Origin of the sequence: Pseudomonas abyssi (assembly GCF_002307495.1) — a bacterium.
Classification (GTDB): domain Bacteria; phylum Pseudomonadota; class Gammaproteobacteria; order Pseudomonadales; family Pseudomonadaceae; genus Halopseudomonas; species Halopseudomonas abyssi.
Genome location: NZ_NTMR01000045.1, coordinates 1 through 14,905 on the forward strand (window position 1 = coordinate 1; position 14,905 = coordinate 14,905).

14 protein-coding genes and 1 pseudogene are annotated in these 14,905 nt (G+C 55.4%); 8 read left to right on the forward strand and 7 right to left on the reverse strand.

The genetic code is table 11. The features are described from left to right. Both CNQ84_RS19835 and CNQ84_RS19840 read right to left on the reverse strand, forming a co-directional pair. A partial coding sequence (locus CNQ84_RS19835) for a copper resistance system multicopper oxidase (protein WP_133065927.1) occupies nucleotides 1-1,077 on the reverse strand: 1,077 nt, incomplete at its 3' end. Next, a complete protein-coding gene (locus CNQ84_RS19840; RefSeq protein ID WP_096006490.1) occupies nucleotides 1,067-1,576 on the reverse strand; it encodes a cupredoxin domain-containing protein in 510 nt (169 codons plus the stop codon). The genes CNQ84_RS19840 and CNQ84_RS19835, both read right to left, overlap by 11 nt. A 159-nt stretch (nucleotides 1,577-1,735) precedes the next feature. Here CNQ84_RS19840 and CNQ84_RS19845 point away from each other — a divergent pair, with 159 nt between their 5' ends. Both CNQ84_RS19845 and CNQ84_RS19850 read left to right on the forward strand, forming a co-directional pair. Then, on the forward strand, nucleotides 1,736-2,401 hold the full coding sequence (locus tag CNQ84_RS19845) for a response regulator transcription factor (protein WP_096006491.1): 666 nt from the start codon (nucleotides 1,736-1,738) through the stop codon (nucleotides 2,399-2,401). Then, the gene (locus CNQ84_RS19850; RefSeq protein WP_096006492.1) at nucleotides 2,379-3,722 is read left to right on the forward strand and encodes a sensor histidine kinase; all 1,344 of its coding nucleotides are present in this window, start codon (nucleotides 2,379-2,381) and stop codon (nucleotides 3,720-3,722) included. The genes CNQ84_RS19845 and CNQ84_RS19850 overlap by 23 nt, the downstream gene beginning before the upstream one ends. A gap of 213 nt (nucleotides 3,723-3,935) precedes the next feature. Here the strand turns inward: CNQ84_RS19850 and CNQ84_RS19855 are convergent, their stop codons facing one another. Genes CNQ84_RS19855 through CNQ84_RS19865 form a run of 3 tightly spaced genes read right to left on the reverse strand, consistent with a single transcriptional unit; the run spans nucleotide 3,936 to nucleotide 5,830 of the window. After that, nucleotides 3,936-5,186: an ammonium transporter gene (locus tag CNQ84_RS19855; protein WP_083725579.1), complete on the reverse strand. Its 1,251-nt coding sequence runs from the start codon at nucleotides 5,184-5,186 to the stop codon at nucleotides 3,936-3,938. 52 nt (nucleotides 5,187-5,238) lie between these two features. Continuing rightward, nucleotides 5,239-5,577 carry a P-II family nitrogen regulator gene (gene glnK / locus CNQ84_RS19860; RefSeq protein ID WP_096006493.1) on the reverse strand — a complete coding sequence of 113 codons (339 nt, stop codon included), beginning with the start codon at nucleotides 5,575-5,577 and terminating at the stop codon, nucleotides 5,239-5,241. A gap of 55 nt (nucleotides 5,578-5,632) precedes the next feature. Further along, nucleotides 5,633-5,830: a hypothetical protein gene (locus CNQ84_RS19865; protein ID WP_096006494.1), complete on the reverse strand. Its 198-nt coding sequence runs from the start codon at nucleotides 5,828-5,830 to the stop codon at nucleotides 5,633-5,635. Between the two features lie 323 nt (nucleotides 5,831-6,153). Between CNQ84_RS19865 and CNQ84_RS19870 the strand changes: the two genes are divergently transcribed. From CNQ84_RS19870 to CNQ84_RS19890, 6 genes are read left to right on the forward strand one after another with little or no spacing between them, the layout of a single operon-like run. Next, nucleotides 6,154-6,399: an accessory factor UbiK family protein gene (locus CNQ84_RS19870; protein WP_065336106.1), complete on the forward strand. Its 246-nt coding sequence runs from the start codon at nucleotides 6,154-6,156 to the stop codon at nucleotides 6,397-6,399. A 47-nt stretch (nucleotides 6,400-6,446) separates the two neighbouring features. Continuing rightward, complete coding sequence (locus CNQ84_RS19875) at nucleotides 6,447-7,622, forward strand: YifB family Mg chelatase-like AAA ATPase (RefSeq protein ID WP_096006495.1); 1,176 nt, start codon at nucleotides 6,447-6,449, stop codon at nucleotides 7,620-7,622. After that, nucleotides 7,573-8,850 (forward strand): tyrosine-type recombinase/integrase, encoded by a 1,278-nt coding sequence (locus CNQ84_RS19880; RefSeq protein ID WP_229744497.1) that lies wholly within the window; start codon nucleotides 7,573-7,575, stop codon nucleotides 8,848-8,850. Before CNQ84_RS19875 ends, CNQ84_RS19880 begins: the two co-directional genes overlap by 50 nt. Further along, the gene (locus tag CNQ84_RS19885; protein WP_133065928.1) at nucleotides 8,831-10,558 is read left to right on the forward strand and encodes a hypothetical protein; all 1,728 of its coding nucleotides are present in this window, start codon (nucleotides 8,831-8,833) and stop codon (nucleotides 10,556-10,558) included. The genes CNQ84_RS19880 and CNQ84_RS19885 overlap by 20 nt, the downstream gene beginning before the upstream one ends. Beyond that, nucleotides 10,551-12,608 carry a hypothetical protein gene (locus CNQ84_RS20425; RefSeq protein WP_133065929.1) on the forward strand — a complete coding sequence of 686 codons (2,058 nt, stop codon included), beginning with the start codon at nucleotides 10,551-10,553 and terminating at the stop codon, nucleotides 12,606-12,608. Before CNQ84_RS19885 ends, CNQ84_RS20425 begins: the two co-directional genes overlap by 8 nt. Before the next feature lie 7 nt (nucleotides 12,609-12,615). Next, nucleotides 12,616-13,011, forward strand: coding sequence for a hypothetical protein (locus CNQ84_RS19890; RefSeq protein WP_245841562.1), 396 nt, complete (start codon nucleotides 12,616-12,618; stop codon nucleotides 13,009-13,011). Between the two features lie 166 nt (nucleotides 13,012-13,177). On the opposite strand, the pseudogene CNQ84_RS19895 reads toward CNQ84_RS19890, so the two are convergent. Both CNQ84_RS19895 and CNQ84_RS19900 read right to left on the reverse strand, forming a co-directional pair. Next, nucleotides 13,178-13,474, reverse strand: a pseudogene (locus CNQ84_RS19895) (IS3 family transposase); the annotation flags it as partial. Between the two features lie 16 nt (nucleotides 13,475-13,490). Then, entirely contained in the window at nucleotides 13,491-14,576 is a 1,086-nt protein-coding gene (locus tag CNQ84_RS19900) for an IS110 family RNA-guided transposase (RefSeq protein ID WP_079744078.1), read from the reverse strand. Between the last annotated feature and the right edge of the window lie 329 nt (nucleotides 14,577-14,905).

Sequence of the window (14,905 nt, forward strand, 5' to 3'; positions counted from 1 at the left end):
ATCCATGCCGGCCATGTCGCCATGATCCATACCCGCATGCGCCATGCCCATATCGGCCATGGTCAGCAGCGGTACCGGACGCAGCGCCGGAATCTCACCCTGCATGCCCTCACGCGGCGCCAGAGTGCCGCGGGCAAAACCCGAGCGACCCATGGATTCGGCGAACAGGGTGTAAGCCTGGTCTTCCTTCGGCTGAACAATGACGTCATAGGTCTCGGCAACGCCAATACGCAGCTCATCGACCGTGACCGGCTGCACGTTATTGCCGTCGGCCTGCACCACGGTCATTTTCAAACCGGGCAGGCGCACATCGAAGTAGGTCATGGCAGACGAGTTGATCAGCCGCAGGCGCACCCGCTCACCGGGTTTGAATAATCCGGTCCAGTTCTGCTCCGGCCCCTTGCCGTTGATCAGCCCGGTAAAGCCCTGCACATCCTCGATATCGCTCGACATCATGCGCATATCGCCCCACATCAGGCGGTCTTTCAGCGTGGCGCCAAGGCCACGCTCGCGGCTATCGCGCCAGAAGTCGCCCACCGTCTGCTGCTGGCGGTTGTAGTAGTCAGCCGAGCTTTTCAGGTTGCGCATGATGCGGTCGCCCGAGTGCGGGTGTTTGTCGGTCAGCTGCACCACGTACTCGCGGTCGTAGCGAAACGGCTCGCGCCCCTCAGGCTCAATGACAATCGCCCCGTAGGCGCCGTCCGGCTCCTGAAAACCCGAATGGCTGTGAAACCAGTAGGTGCCAGACTGCTTGATCGGGAAGCGATAGGTGAAGGTCTCGCCTGGCGCAATACCGGGGTAGCTCAGCCCCGGTACGCCATCCATTTGATAGGGCAAGATCAGCCCGTGCCAGTGCACCGAGGTAGGCTCGTCCAGATTGTTGGTCACGTGGATGGTGACGTCTTCGCCTTCGCGAAAGCGCAGAATCGGGCCGGGCGAGGCGCCGTTATAGCCAATGCCCTGTTTGCTGAAGTCACCGGTGTCGATGGTCACCCGGTCGACGGTCAGGCTGTATTCACCCGCCCAGCTGATCAGCGGCAGCAGCGCCAGGGCGGCAGCAAATCCTTTACTCAACATGAATGCCTCCGACCATCCCGGCCTGATAGTGGCCGGGCACATTGCAGGCGAACTCCAGGCTGTCGGCACGGGCGAAGGTCCAGACCAGCTCAGCCTCCTGCCCCGGCTCCAGCAGCAGGCTGTTGGCGTGGTTGTGCTCCATGGTGTGGCCGCCGCCCATGTCCATCTTCATGCGCTCATGGTTGAGGTGATCGCCCTGAATCACGCCATGCTCCACCATCATCTGCATCTGCCCCTGATGGGCCTCGTGCATGGCTGCGGTGCCGATGTTGAACTCGTGCACCAGCGCACCCTCGTTACGCACCTTCAGGCGCACCGTCTCGCCCGCGGCAAAGCTCAGCTGCTCGGGCTCGAAGTAGTTGTCGTGCATGACAATCTCGATGGTACGGCTGACCTGTTGCGCGTCGCCGGGCTCACCGCCCTCGCTAGCCGCCGCGCCCGCGGCCGTTGTTGCGCCGAGCAGCAGCGCCGCGACCACCCCGTTCACTGTGCGATTCATGCGTGTATCTCCTGTTGCTGAAAGGACCGCCAACGGACGCAGAATTGACAACCACCCCGGTTGCCGATGCACTCTCTGCTCCACCCGTTGGGAATGACTGCAGCTTGCCGAGCGAAACTGAATCCTGACTGAACCCCACAAAGAAAAGAGAAACCGCCCATGCGCCTGCTGCTGGTGGAAGACGATGAACTGCTGCGCAACAGCCTGCATGAGAGCCTGAGCCAGGCTGGCTTTGCCGTGGATGCGACCGGCTCGGCCCTCACCGCAGACCAGCTGGCACAGCAGGAAGACTACCGATTGATCGTGCTGGATATCGGCCTGCCCGACGGCGACGGTCTGCAGCTGCTGGCACGCTGGCGCGATGCCGGGCGGGATCTGCCGATTCTGCTGCTGACCGCCCGCGACCGCTGGCAGGACAAGGTCAACGGCCTGAAAGCCGGGGCCGACGACTACCTGACCAAGCCCTTTCACCCGGAAGAGCTGCTGGCCCGGCTACAGGCGCTATTGCGGCGCAGCGAGGGCCGCAGTCACACGCAGATTCAGGCCGGCAACTACCTGCTCGACGAGGAGCGCCAGCGGGTGCGCACCCCGGACGGTGCATGGCAACCACTGACCGGTACCGAGTTTCGTCTGCTGCGCTGTCTGATGAGCCGCCCGAATCGCTTGCATCCAAAGGAAGCACTGCTGGAGCAGCTCTATAATCTGGACGCCGAGCCCACGCTCAACACCATCGAAACCTATATCCGCCGGCTGCGCCTGTTGATTGGCCGCAACGCCATCAAAACCCAGCGAGGGCAAGGCTATGTCTTTACCGCAGACGACTAGGCGCACCCGCTCGATCCGCACCACATTGCTGCTCTGGCTGCTGCCGTTTGCCACCCTGTTCATGCTGCTCGCGTGGTATCTGCATGGGGCACTGCTGGATCGCATGTCCCGCGACTTCGTGCGCGAGCGCCTGCAGCAGGAGGTGGCCATGATCGAGCAGCAACTCGGCTCTCCCGCCGGGCTGGAGGCGCTCGACGGCAACTATTTCGGTGCACTGTCACATCACTTGTTTGTACTCAGGATCGGCGAACACGCGCGCCTGTCACATCCACAGTGGTCCGATCTGCTGCTACCCTGGCTGGACTTGCCCGATCAGGGCCTGATCGAACTGCACGGCGTACCCGAGGGCGAACCGGCGGCCCACCGCTATATGGCCTGGCGCACCGAAACGCAGATCAACGGCCAGCCGGTCACCATTGTCGCAGCCGAAGACTACAGCCAGCTGCAGGCCAGCGCCCACGAGCTGCATCTGTGGACTGCGGCGGTTGCGATCGGGCTGCTGGCCATCCTGTTTGCCCTGATTCTGCTGGCTGTGCAGCTGTCGATGCGCCCGGTACGCCAACTGCAGCAGGATCTCAAAGCGCTCAAGCAAGGGCACCTGCAACGGCTCGGAGACGCCGTACCCCAGGAGTTCAGCGGCCTGATCGCCCAGCTGAACCAGTTGCTCGACACCCTGCAGCACCGCCTGCAGAAGGTCCGTGAGGCCAACGCCAATCTGTCGCACCGGATCAAGACCCCCATCGCAGCAATCAATCAACTGATCAGCAGCGAGCAACCGATCACACCCGAGACCCGCAGCCAGATCAGCCAGCGCCTGGACGACATCAGTCGCCAGCTGGACGGCAGCCTGCATGCCAGCCATTCCGGCGGCCCGCTGGCCGGCAGCAGTTGCCAGCCGCTGGAACAGGCCCGCGAGCTGCTGTGGATGCTCGGCCGGCTGCACAGTCATATTGAATTCGAACTGGACTCCAGTCTCGCCGAGTCCGCCCGCTGGCCGGTGGAAGAGCAGGATTTCAGCGAACTGCTGGGCAACCTCGCCGATAACGCCGGCAAATGGGCACGCAGCCGCGTTCGGGTGCGCCTGAGCGAGCAGGCCGATCAGCGTATTCTGGAGGTCCACGATGACGGGCCGGGCGTAGCGCCCGAGGAACGCAGCCAGCTCGGCACCCGCGGCTGGCGGCTGGATCAGCAGATGCCGGGGCATGGGCTCGGGCTGGCCATTGTCCGCGACCTTGCTGAGCGCTACCACGGCCAGGTGCAATTCGAAGCCAGCGCGCTGGGCGGACTGTCGGTGAGCGTCCAGCTACCGGCCATCACGTAGGGACACAGCATGCTGTGTCCGCTGGCGGGGGATGGGGACGGCGCAGGATCCTTACCTCTGCAGCTGTGACCAAGGCCGCCCGGACCGACATGCTGCGACGCATGGCCGAGCTGGAGCTCGGTCCTTCCGAGCGGCACCGCAAGGGTTACAGGCACAAAAAAACGGGGCGCCCACTGGGCGCCCCGTCTGGTGTTGCGAGTACTCAGTCAGCGATTACTTCTTGCTGCTGGTGAACTCCGGATAGGCTTCCATACCGCACTCGGAAATATCCACACCTTCGTACTCTTCCTCTTCGCTGACGCGCAGGCCCATCACCAGTTTGATGATGCTCCAGACGATCAGGCTGGCGATGAACACCCACAGGAAGATAACCACGATACCCATCAGCTGAGCAGTCAGGCTAGCGTCGCTGTTGGTCAGGCATACCGCCAGCAGACCCCAGATACCCACTACACCGTGAACAGAGATGGCACCGACCGGATCGTCGATCTTCAGCTTGTCCAGAGCCAGGACAGAGAAGACTACGATCACACCGCCAACAGCACCGATCAGGGTGGCTTGCAGGCCGCTCGGCGTCAGCGGCTCGGCAGTGATGGCAACCAGGCCAGCCAGGGCGCCGTTCAGAGCCATGGTCAGGTCAGCCTTGCCGAACAGGATGCGGGCAACAACCAGACCAGCGATCAGACCACCAGCAGCAGCTGCGTTGGTGTTGACGAAGATCTGAGCAACCGCGTTGGCGTCGGAGATGTTGGACACAACCAGCTGCGAGCCACCGTTGAAGCCGAACCAGCCCAGCCACAGGATGAACATACCCAGCGTCGCCAGCGGCAGGTTTGCACCGGGGATAGCGTTGATCTGGCCGTTGGAGCCGTACTTGCCCTTACGAGCGCCCAGCAGCAGGACACCAGCCAGAGCAGCGGTAGCACCGGTCATGTGCACCACACCGGAACCGGCGAAGTCCAGGAAGCCAGCTTCGTTCAGGAAGCCACCGCCCCATTTCCAGAAGCCCTGGATCGGGTAGATGAAGCCAGTCATGATCACGGCGAAGACCAGGAACGCGAACAGCTTCATGCGCTCGGCAACCGCACCGGAAACGATGGACATGGCAGTCGCCACGAACACCACCTGGAAGAAGAAGTCGGAAGCAACCGAGTAGTACGGTGCATCGTCGCCACCGGCGAGTACGTCTTCAACGGTGTTTTCGGCACCGATCAGTACGCCGAAGCTCGGGAAGATGCCGCCTTCCGGGCTGGAGTACATGATGTGGTAGCCGACCAGCAGGTACATGGTGCAGGCAATCGCAAACAGCGCGACGTTCTTGGTAAGGATTTCAGTGGTGTTCTTGGCGCGAACCAGACCGGCCTCGAGCATGGCAAAACCGGCTGCCATCCACATGACCAGTGCACCACAAATCAGAAAGTAGAATGTATCAAGTGCGTACTTGATTTGTACGATGTCTTCCATTTTAAGCCCCCCATATAGGCTTGTTTACTGCAGTCTGAAAAACGACCTGCGGTCAGATGGCGTCGGTGCCGGTTTCGCCGGTACGGATGCGGATGGCTTGCTCCAGGCTCACCACGAAGATCTTGCCGTCGCCGATCTTGCCGGTGTTGGCTGCCTTGGTGATGGACTCGATGACGCGATCCAGCATGTCATCAGCGATGGCGACGTCGATCTTGACCTTGGGCAGGAAGTCGACAACGTACTCAGCGCCACGATACAGCTCGGTGTGACCCTTCTGACGGCCAAAACCCTTGACCTCGGTTACGGTGATGCCCTGCACGCCGATCTCGGACAGTGCTTCACGCACGTCGTCCAGCTTGAAGGGCTTGATTACCGCCGTTACTAGTTTCATTTTGCTACTCCCGTGTAATGGACTGCCCTGGGGGACAGCACAAGTCTATGCCGAGTTAGAGGCTTTTAGAAACGGACAAACCAAAAGTGCTGTCGCAGTCGTCAGAATCGCCGACACGCCCTGCACATGCCGGCGCACCCATCTCGACACAGGCAGAGATCAAATGCTTCCCTGCCCCCACTGACAGCGCCCGGGTGTCGTCGCTGGCAAGCAGCGCGGCGTGGGTCAAACCTGTCAGGGTCAATCGCTTCATTATTGTGCTCCCGATGTGATCGCTCACGATTCTGGCTGTGCGCCAACTGCGTGCCCCGTTATGGGGTTCACTGTTGGAATCAGCTGCAGCATGCTTTGCAGAAACTCTGCCAATTTAATTTTTTCAATAAAATTCAAATAGTTGCAAAACAAAAGCATTTAAAACCCAGGAACAGGACGCCTTTCATGCACCAGCATAGTGCATGGTCGTGGTGCGCGTGCACAGCGGACGCACAAGTGCGGCGCGATAGCCTGAGCGTGCTACACTGCCCGCCCACCGGCCCGATGGCCGTCGTCCCAAGCACAGCCCGCAGAGACTTGCCCATGCTGCACAAACTGGTGATTGATACCCTCAGCGCCCAGGCCTCACGCCTGCTGATGAACGAGGGCGGCCTGCCCGGCCCAGAGGTGGAAAAGCACCTCAAAGCCCTGTTGCAGAGCGCCCTGTCCAAGCTGGATGTGGTCAGCCGGGACGAATTCGATACCCAGCAGGCGGTGCTGATGCGCACCCGCGAACGCCTTGAAGCGCTAGAAAAGCGCGTCAGCGAGCTGGAAGCAAAAACGCAGTAACCGCCTGACCCTCGGCAGTATCAGGCCACACTGATCAAGGAGTGATCATGTCCCTGGCTATTATTCACAGTCGCGCCCGCCTGGGTATCGACGCCCCCGCCGTCAGCGTTGAAGTACACCTGGCCAACGGTATGCCCAGCCTGACCCTGGTCGGGCTGCCGGAAACCGCCGTGCGCGAAAGCAAGGACCGCGTACGCAGCGCCCTGCAAAATGCCCAGCTGGAGTTTCCGGGCAGCCGCCGCATCACCATCAGCCTGGCTCCTGCCGACCTGCCCAAGGAGGGTGGCCGCTTTGATCTGGCCATCGCCCTCGGGTTACTCGCAGCCAGCGGCCAGATCCCCGCCGCCGCGCTGCAAGACTGCGAATGCATTGGCGAGCTGGCCCTGTCGGGTGAACTGCGACCGGTGCAGGGCGTGCTGCCCGTGGCACTGGCCTGCCGCGAGGCCGGGCGCCGCCTGATCCTGCCGCGCGCCAACGCCACCGAAGCCGCGCTGGTCGACGGGGTAGAGCTGATTGCCGCCGACCACCTGCTGGCCCTGTGCGCTCACTTGCGCGGCGAGGAAACCCTGCCGCCACTGCCCGCAGCAACGCCCCCCACGCCGCCCGCGGTCGCCGAGCTGGCCGAGGTGCAGGGTCAGGAGCAGGCCAAGCGGGCGTTGATTGTCGCCGCCGCCGGCGGGCACAACCTGCTGCTGTTTGGCCCACCGGGCACCGGCAAGACGCTGCTGGCCAGCCGCCTGCCGGGCATCTTGCCGCCCTTGCGGGAGCAGGAAGCACTGGAGGTTGCAGCCATTCAATCCGTCTGCGAACGCACGCCGCTGCAGGCCTGGCCGGGCCGCCCATTCCGTGCGCCCCACCATGGTGCATCTGCCGCCGCGCTGGTGGGGGGTGGCAGTCACCCGCGCCCCGGCGAGGTCAGCCAGGCGCACAACGGCGTGCTGTTTCTGGATGAACTGCCGGAGTTTGATCGCAAGGTGCTGGAGATGCTGCGCGAGCCGCTGGAGTCGGGCAGCATCCATATTGCCCGCGCGCGCGAACAGCTGCGTTTTCCGGCGCGCTTTCAACTGGTCGCCGCGATGAACCCCTGCCCCTGCACGGGCAACATGCAGACCTTGGGTGCAAGGGGCAACATAACCTATCATGGACAATTCGCTAATCACAGGAAGGGTGGCGATGGCAACGCTCGAAATGATCAGCTACCAGCAGATGCGGGCATCCGTTAGGCAAGGCACGCTTGAGTGGCAGGGGCGAGTCCCAAGTTCACCTGCAGTGAACCTTCCACAGATCTGCTGGGCAGATGGTACGCCTTGGAGAGAAGCGAACCTCTGGGCTAAAGAGAACTGCGACTCAAAAAAGATTCACTTAAAAACAATCATTTCAACAATGGGGCATCTGCACGCGTATGCGAAATGGCTAGAAGCAGAAGGCCTTCACTGGTTCCATTTCCCCGCAAGAGAAGCTGATCGATGCCTGGTTCGCTTCCGGGGATTTTTGATCTCGTTAATAGACCAGGGGGGGCTGGCCCCTTCTACCGCACAACAGCGCATGGCGCGAGTAGTGAGATTTTACAGGTGGGCTAACGCACATAAGCTTTTATCGCCAGACTGGCCGATGTGGGAAGAAAAGCAGATCGGCATTAAACTCGTTGACACATTTGGCCTAGAGCGCACTTTGACAGTGAGCAGCACTAGCTTAAGCATCCCTAATCGAAGATCCAGTACATTCAGTTTAGAAGACGGACTGATGCCTGTGCCGGCCGATGATGTGCCCTCTATAATTAGAGCCGCTGAAACTTATGCAAGCGTAGAACTCTCATTATTCATTAGGCTTGGCTTCGGCACTGGTATGCGCTTAGGAACACTTGCGGACATCAGAGTTGGGACAGTGAGCCGTGCTGCCCCATCCCCAACACTGAGGGGGTTCTACCTTTTAGCAGTGGGGCCCGGAGCTCATCCTCCTGTCGAAACAAAATTCGGGGTCACAGGTCAAGTATTGATTAGTGAGCGTGATCTATTAGATCTAAGGAATTACATCTACAGCCCTCGAAGATTGCGTCGAACCGCACTAGCAGCAGGCGAAGATCAAGATGCCGTGTTTCTCACAAGGTTTGGTAAGCGATACACATCCGAAAATGGTGCTCGCTCATTCAACGTTGAGCTTGGTCGCCTAAGGCGAAAAGCGAAGTTAAAAGGAATTGACGCACTAACTAATTTTCATTTCCATCGCACTAGATGTACCTTTGCAACGGAATTGGCGCGAGCGGGTTTGAAGCACCTAAGCGTAAGCGAAGCGATAATTTTAGTGAAAGGCGCCCTGTTACATAAAGAAGAAAAAACTACGTTGGGATATATAAAATTCATCGAAGCTCACTCAAAAATGTCGAGCCTTGCGAATGAGTTCACTCAAAAGTTCTTGAATATCACGCAAACCCATGAAACAGACAGAAAATAAAACCTCCGTAGATTTGGACTTCAAGATGCTGTCGTACGGCACTCATGAATGGCCGTGGAGCTTCGAAATTCTAACAAGGCCAGGCGGAGCTGCGACGCCTAGAAACCTTTATCCTGAATTTTTAAAAAACACTGAGGACAGCACCAAGATTCATGTAAGGCTGCCTTACGTAAGGCTACTACATGAACAAATAATGAATGACCATGCGAGAGGACTGAGACAGTTAACTATCATTACTCGGATAAGGTCTGTGATAGCTTTCTACTCTTGGGCAGATACAGTTGGCGTCGATATCACATATGAAAATTCGGAAATAGCATTCAGAGACTGGACTGAACACTTGGTGCATAGAGTTCAGATCAAAAAAGACATTCTACAAATGACGGCTTACAGAACCGCGAAAGCTATAGACCTGCTAATTGCCAGAATCAAAAACGTGCAAAAGGGCCCAATTCATAGGAGTCGATTGTCGGCGGCAAGTGTCAATAAACGAGTATTAGGAACGAAGGCGGACAAGCAGAACCTTGAAGAACTTTTTGAGTTTGGCAAGCTACTGAAACTACTCTCTGACAACTTGGATTACGAATCCATAATTAAACCACTACCTCTAATAATCAAGATCGATGACGAAATCATGCTGGAAGAATGGTCAGGATTCCCTAAGCCCATAGGACCGCGACCAGAAGAAAGTACAACACAAGGAAAGTACCGTTATAGGTACAGAAGCAAACGAATCGAGTACGACCCCACACTAAATACGCGACAACCGCTTGTCAATCTAAGAATTGAAGTCGAGCTTCTTATTTTTGTATCACAGACTGGGTTAAATTTCTCTCAGGCATATCGCCTTAAAAGAGGGAAATTCAGATTCAAAACTGCATCAGATGACTACGAGGTCTATAGGACCTACAAAGGGCGAAAACAGGGTGAGGCCGAATTTAGAATCTTCAAAGGATACAGGTCAATCTTTCAAAGATACCTAGAGTGGCTGGAAAAAATATGTCCAAGTGAAGAGGATAGGCTATTCCCATTCTCATCCAAACATCAGATCCCATCTATCCATACACCGCCTTCGTTTCATGCAATCAAGCACAGATGCAATTTACTAGGGATTAAATATATTCCACCCATCACCCTGCGTAATGCGCGAGTGAATTGGCTGTTGAGAATTAGTCGAGATCCAGAACTCTCCGCAGAAATGAGCCAGCATACTACTGAAGTACTGATTCAGATCTACGAGAAGCCGCATCATCAGTCGGCTGCGAGCGAGATTTCGTATTTCCACCGTTCTATGGAAGAACTCTCCGAACCACCTAGTCCCGGCGGTTGCGCAGCCTCATCCGGTCGTTTCCAACAGAATCAGCAAGAGCACAATGATGCACCCAAAGCGGATTGTATTAACTCGGCAGGCTGCTTTTTTTGCGAGCATCACAGAGATATTGATAGCTTCGACTATGTTTGGTCACTACTGACCTACAGATCCCTTAAAGTCCGCGAGATTGAAAGAGATCGCAGCCCAAAAATCGCACACCACGAACATCCCACTAAGCTAGTCATTGACCGAGTTACTCAGCGCCTCAAGGTTTTCGAGGCATCAAGTGATAAGCGAAGCATTTGGGTCAAGGAGGCCGAAGCCAGGATGCGGGAAGAAAGGTATCACCCTATGTTCGGCGGTCTAATTGAATTAATGGAGCTTAATTTTGGCTAGTGCACCTGAGCTTGGAAAGCTTGCGTTAGATATCCCCGACTACAACTCTAGCGCTGGAAACCATTTACCTCCAGAGTGGCCCCCTAGGAACGATTTCCCGATTGTAGTCGGTAGGGACGGCGAGACCATCAGTCGATTTGGAGACCAAATTTGGGATGTGTCAATTTGGGTTGGATATATATTTAGATTCAATTTTGGAGATACACCCAGGCGAAAAGATGACTTTGGAAACACACCAGAAAACAGCCTAACATTTAAGCTCATAATAATTTGGTGGCTCTATCGACCCGGAAAGATCAGAAAGCCCCGGCGCCTCATGGCGATATATACCGCTCTTCGACCAATGTTCGTAGCCTGTTCCAAAGAGGGGGTTTCAGCGCTAGATCTTTATAAATTCCCCGCAGTTCAGAATAAAATTTTCACGGAAGCATCAAAAGGCAGAAATAAAACCGTGATTATGATAGCTCACGAGATCTGGGAGTCCAGAGACGAACTCGGCTTTTATCTCTTGACGCCATGGGACATCGGTAAAATCGCAGTAACAATAGAAAAAAACGACAAAGTCAAACAAACGCCTTACATACCTCCTCGCATATGGCTTTATCAGGCCTCGCGATTGAGAGCCTGCCTTGAAGATTTTATGGCTAATCGGGAGGCAATTGCCAACTGTTTTAAATTTTGCCTGGATACTTATGCGCACAATGCAGGCTCATTGGCGAAAGCCTGTTCGCAGGATTTCCCAGCCCACTTAAGGCCTTTCAATGTCAATAACAAGCGCCACCATAAAAAGCACCCAGAAGCCATATACTTCAAAACCTTCTTTGAAGTATCCGACAAGTTTGGCATTACGGAACTTTTAGAACGCTGGGTCCCCAGAATGAAAAAAGGCGGAGCCGCATCATTTTCAGCGTACTTCAATTTAATCAGTTTGGTTGGCACTGCTTATCTGGTCAACTTCTCTCTAATGCGGATCGAAGAATCATTCTCACTAAAGACCAACTCCCTTTCCATTGAAAGAGATGAGAATACTGGAGAAGACATATACATTCTAACAGGCGTCACAACGAAGACCATACACGATGACGATGCAAGGTGGATTACGGCACCATCGGCTAAACTAGCAATAGACGCTCTATCAATCGTTGCTAAATTACGAATCCAGTGCGCTGTACTGAACCCCAACGTCCCAATTAGTGCTTCCGACACATCTGACCCTTACCTTTATCAGCGCCCCTATGAACCCTGGAGAAAAAAATCCAAGGGATTTGAATATACGCAAGATATCAGACCCACGGTAAGCTCATACGTGGCAACGCTTCAAAAAAACACCAAGTTATTTGATCCTAGCGAAATGCGAATCACAGACAGGGACCTTGAGTCTGCACTTCTAATCACGCCATCATTGAACCCTAAAGAGTATTTTGTCGGCAATGAATGGTCCCTGGGGTGGCACCAGCTTCGCCGAACCGGAGCGGTTAACATGGCAGGTTCCGGCATAGTTTCTGAGAGCGCCATGCAGTACCAGTTGAAGCACGCCACTCGGGCAATGACTCGTTACTACGGCAGTGGTCATTATCACCTTCGATTTGGTCTGAATAGTTCTGCGGTGAATGAATACGTTAGAACGATCTATGAAATGCTTGCGAAAGAGGTAACGCTAGTAACATCGCCGAGATTCATTAGCCCCCACGGTGAAAAGCGCAAAGAACAATTGCTCGCAGCCATTTCAGAAAAAGACCATAAAGCCCTTGTGTCTGAGGCAAGAAAAGGGCGAATAAATTATCGTCCTATGTTTTTAGGCGCGTGCATGAACGACGGGCCATGCGAGTATGGTGGATTTGAGCATGTTGCTAGGTGCGGAGGGCTAAATGGTAGTCAACCTTGTGAGTCCGCACTCTATGACAAAAACATGCTGCCCAGAATTCAGGCTTTGCGGGACAATCTGCAAACACGACTGAGCGGAGCTGAGGAAGGAAGCCCCTTAGAGACTTCACTTTCCATACAAAAACTAGCAGTGGAGAATGCAATTAATGTCATCAACCTCTCATGAGAAGCCTATGAGCCGTGCTGAAGGGGCGTTCCGCCAAGCTTTTGAAAGGTTGAAAGTTAACCAACCTCTCATTATTCCAAAAGGCTCTGCTGTAACGCAAAATAATGTGGCTCGCGAAGCAGGGGTTGATCCTTCTGCTTTAAAAAAATCGCGCTTCCCTGCACTGGTCGAAAGCATTCAAAACTGGGTATCAGATAACAACCAGCGAATGCAATCTGGTCAGTCTCAACGTGGCAAGAATTGTGGGCTTAGGGAGAGACTTGCATCAATGAAGGAACAGCGAGACAGAGCACTAAACCTTCTAGCGAATGCAGATGCACTGATACTGGAACTTTTACGGGAGAATGAGCGCCTTCAAGCAGGAAGACCTCCAAGTAACGTTAGTCCGCTGAATGCAAAATGATTACATAGCGCCGCCACCGGTATCTTCGAGTACATTGAGATCTTTTATAGTCGCAAACATCGACACTCTGCACTCGGTAATATAAGTCCAGCAGAGTTTGAGCGAAAATGCGCATAAACAGTGTCTACTTTTTGTGGACAGGACCAGGTGAATCGCCCCGGCTTTCCTAGACACTTTCCAGGCTCAGTAAATGTTGCCTTTCAAACTCTACCGGTGACAGCTGGTTGTTGAAACCGTGTCGGCGTTTTGGGTTGTAAAACATCTCGATGTAGTCGAACACGTCAGCGCGAGCATCCTGCCTAGTGCTGTAGATCTTTCGCCTAATCCGTTCCCGCTTCAGCAGTTGGAAAAAGCTTTCCGCTACCGCGTTGTCATGGCAGTTGCCACGTCGACTCATGCTGCCAAGCAAGTTGTTGGCTTTCAGAAAGCTCTGCCAGTCTCCGCTGCTGAACTGGCTACCCTGGACGCCCTTCTAAGTGTCAAGTGGATACTGTGCTTTGGTTGATGACGCTATTTCGCCTCTGGATGATGCCGTAGACCTCCCGTGCGATGTAACGCTTTAGGCACCGGATTGCTTCCAGCTTTGAATGTCCCTCTGAGAGACGTCGACTGACATAAGCCTGGGTTCGAGCGTCCGTCCGAAGCCGTCCAATAGCGATGATATGGAGCGCACTGTTTGCGGCGCGATCACCACCTCGATTCAGCCGATGTCGGGTGACCTTGCCTGAAGAGGCCTGGACCGGGCTAACCCCACATAAAGCAGCGAAGCTAGACTCTGAGCGGAAACGATCACTGTTGTCGCCTGCTGTCAGTAGAAGCTGAGCAGCGGACTCGTAACCAATGGCATTTCGGGCAACCAGCTCTGGGGCAAGATCATCAACCAAGGCTGCAATCATCACATCCAAATCCGCTATCTCGTCATGCAGTTCGAGATAACGCCGCCCCAGCGACTTCAGAGCAATCCGGTAGGCGGACGTGACCTGACGATAGCTTGATAGATCTGGACGCCATGCTGCCAGCGTTCTAATCAATTGCATGCGGGTCAACGTGCGTAATGACTCACGCAGATCATCAGGCGCACTAACGATAGTGTTCTGGATCAGCTGTAAGGTAACGCGCCTAGCTTGTATGGCCGTCTTACGACACACTTTGAGCACGCGTAACGATTCGACCATGCCGTCTCGTTTTTTTGGGGTAACTGTACGAACGCCTGCGAAAGCCGCATGTGCCGCATTTCCGGCATCAAGGGTGTCATCTTTGCCCCGCTTGCGCCTATCACTTTTATCAGGCGCAGTAACTTCAAGAACGGTGATCCCAGCCTGTTCCAAGTAGCGCAATAGGCCTGCACCGTACGTACCTGTGCACTCGATGCCCACTCGAACCACTTCACCAAACGAGCGCATCCACGTCAGCATTTGTTTGTAACCCTGACGAGTAGTCGCAAAGCTCTCACTGGCCAGGATACGATCCTGCTCGTCTACGACTGCGGCGACGTGCAGGTCTTTATGGGTATCTACACCGCCTACGACCTGTCTCGAAACACTGCTGATTTTGGCGTTGGGCATGACTGGTCACTCCGGTTCACCGATTACGAACAGAGCCGCTTCAACCGGACACCTGGACAAGACAGTAAAGTGACGTGACGTCAGGCCCTTCTTGGGTCACATGTGTCGGCAAGGCGGTCACCTTGACGTGCAGTGTTCCCGGATGGTCGACAGGTCCAGGGAAAGACACAAGGGTCGATCGGAGTGTGGGTCAGGCCATCCGAGACGCTCCACGACCAGATCATCCATCATCGGTCTATCGCTGTGTGAGTCAGACCACATGGAAACACTGGCCAGTACATTCTTACTGTCTGAGTGAATCATCACCCCCTGCTTTGGCTTGCGGCGCC

What these genes read in the sequence shown, in the direction of transcription:
- CNQ84_RS19840 (WP_096006490.1), bottom strand. Translation starts at nt 1,576, where the DNA reads ATGAATCGCACAGTGAACGGGGTGGTCGCGGCGCTGCTGCTCGGCGCA.
- CNQ84_RS19845 (WP_096006491.1), top strand. Translation starts at nt 1,736, where the DNA reads ATGCGCCTGCTGCTGGTGGAAGACGATGAACTGCTGCGCAACAGCCTG.
- CNQ84_RS19850 (WP_096006492.1), top strand. Translation starts at nt 2,379, where the DNA reads ATGTCTTTACCGCAGACGACTAGGCGCACCCGCTCGATCCGCACCACA.
- CNQ84_RS19855 (WP_083725579.1), bottom strand. Translation starts at nt 5,186, where the DNA reads ATGGAAGACATCGTACAAATCAAGTACGCACTTGATACATTCTACTTT.
- glnK (WP_096006493.1), bottom strand. Translation starts at nt 5,577, where the DNA reads ATGAAACTAGTAACGGCGGTAATCAAGCCCTTCAAGCTGGACGACGTG.
- CNQ84_RS19865 (WP_096006494.1), bottom strand. Translation starts at nt 5,830, where the DNA reads ATGAAGCGATTGACCCTGACAGGTTTGACCCACGCCGCGCTGCTTGCC.
- CNQ84_RS19870 (WP_065336106.1), top strand. Translation starts at nt 6,154, where the DNA reads ATGCTGCACAAACTGGTGATTGATACCCTCAGCGCCCAGGCCTCACGC.
- CNQ84_RS19875 (WP_096006495.1), top strand. Translation starts at nt 6,447, where the DNA reads ATGTCCCTGGCTATTATTCACAGTCGCGCCCGCCTGGGTATCGACGCC.
- CNQ84_RS19880 (WP_229744497.1), top strand. Translation starts at nt 7,573, where the DNA reads ATGGCAACGCTCGAAATGATCAGCTACCAGCAGATGCGGGCATCCGTT.
- CNQ84_RS19885 (WP_133065928.1), top strand. Translation starts at nt 8,831, where the DNA reads ATGAAACAGACAGAAAATAAAACCTCCGTAGATTTGGACTTCAAGATG.
- CNQ84_RS19890 (WP_245841562.1), top strand. Translation starts at nt 12,616, where the DNA reads ATGAGCCGTGCTGAAGGGGCGTTCCGCCAAGCTTTTGAAAGGTTGAAA.
- CNQ84_RS19900 (WP_079744078.1), bottom strand. Translation starts at nt 14,576, where the DNA reads ATGCCCAACGCCAAAATCAGCAGTGTTTCGAGACAGGTCGTAGGCGGT.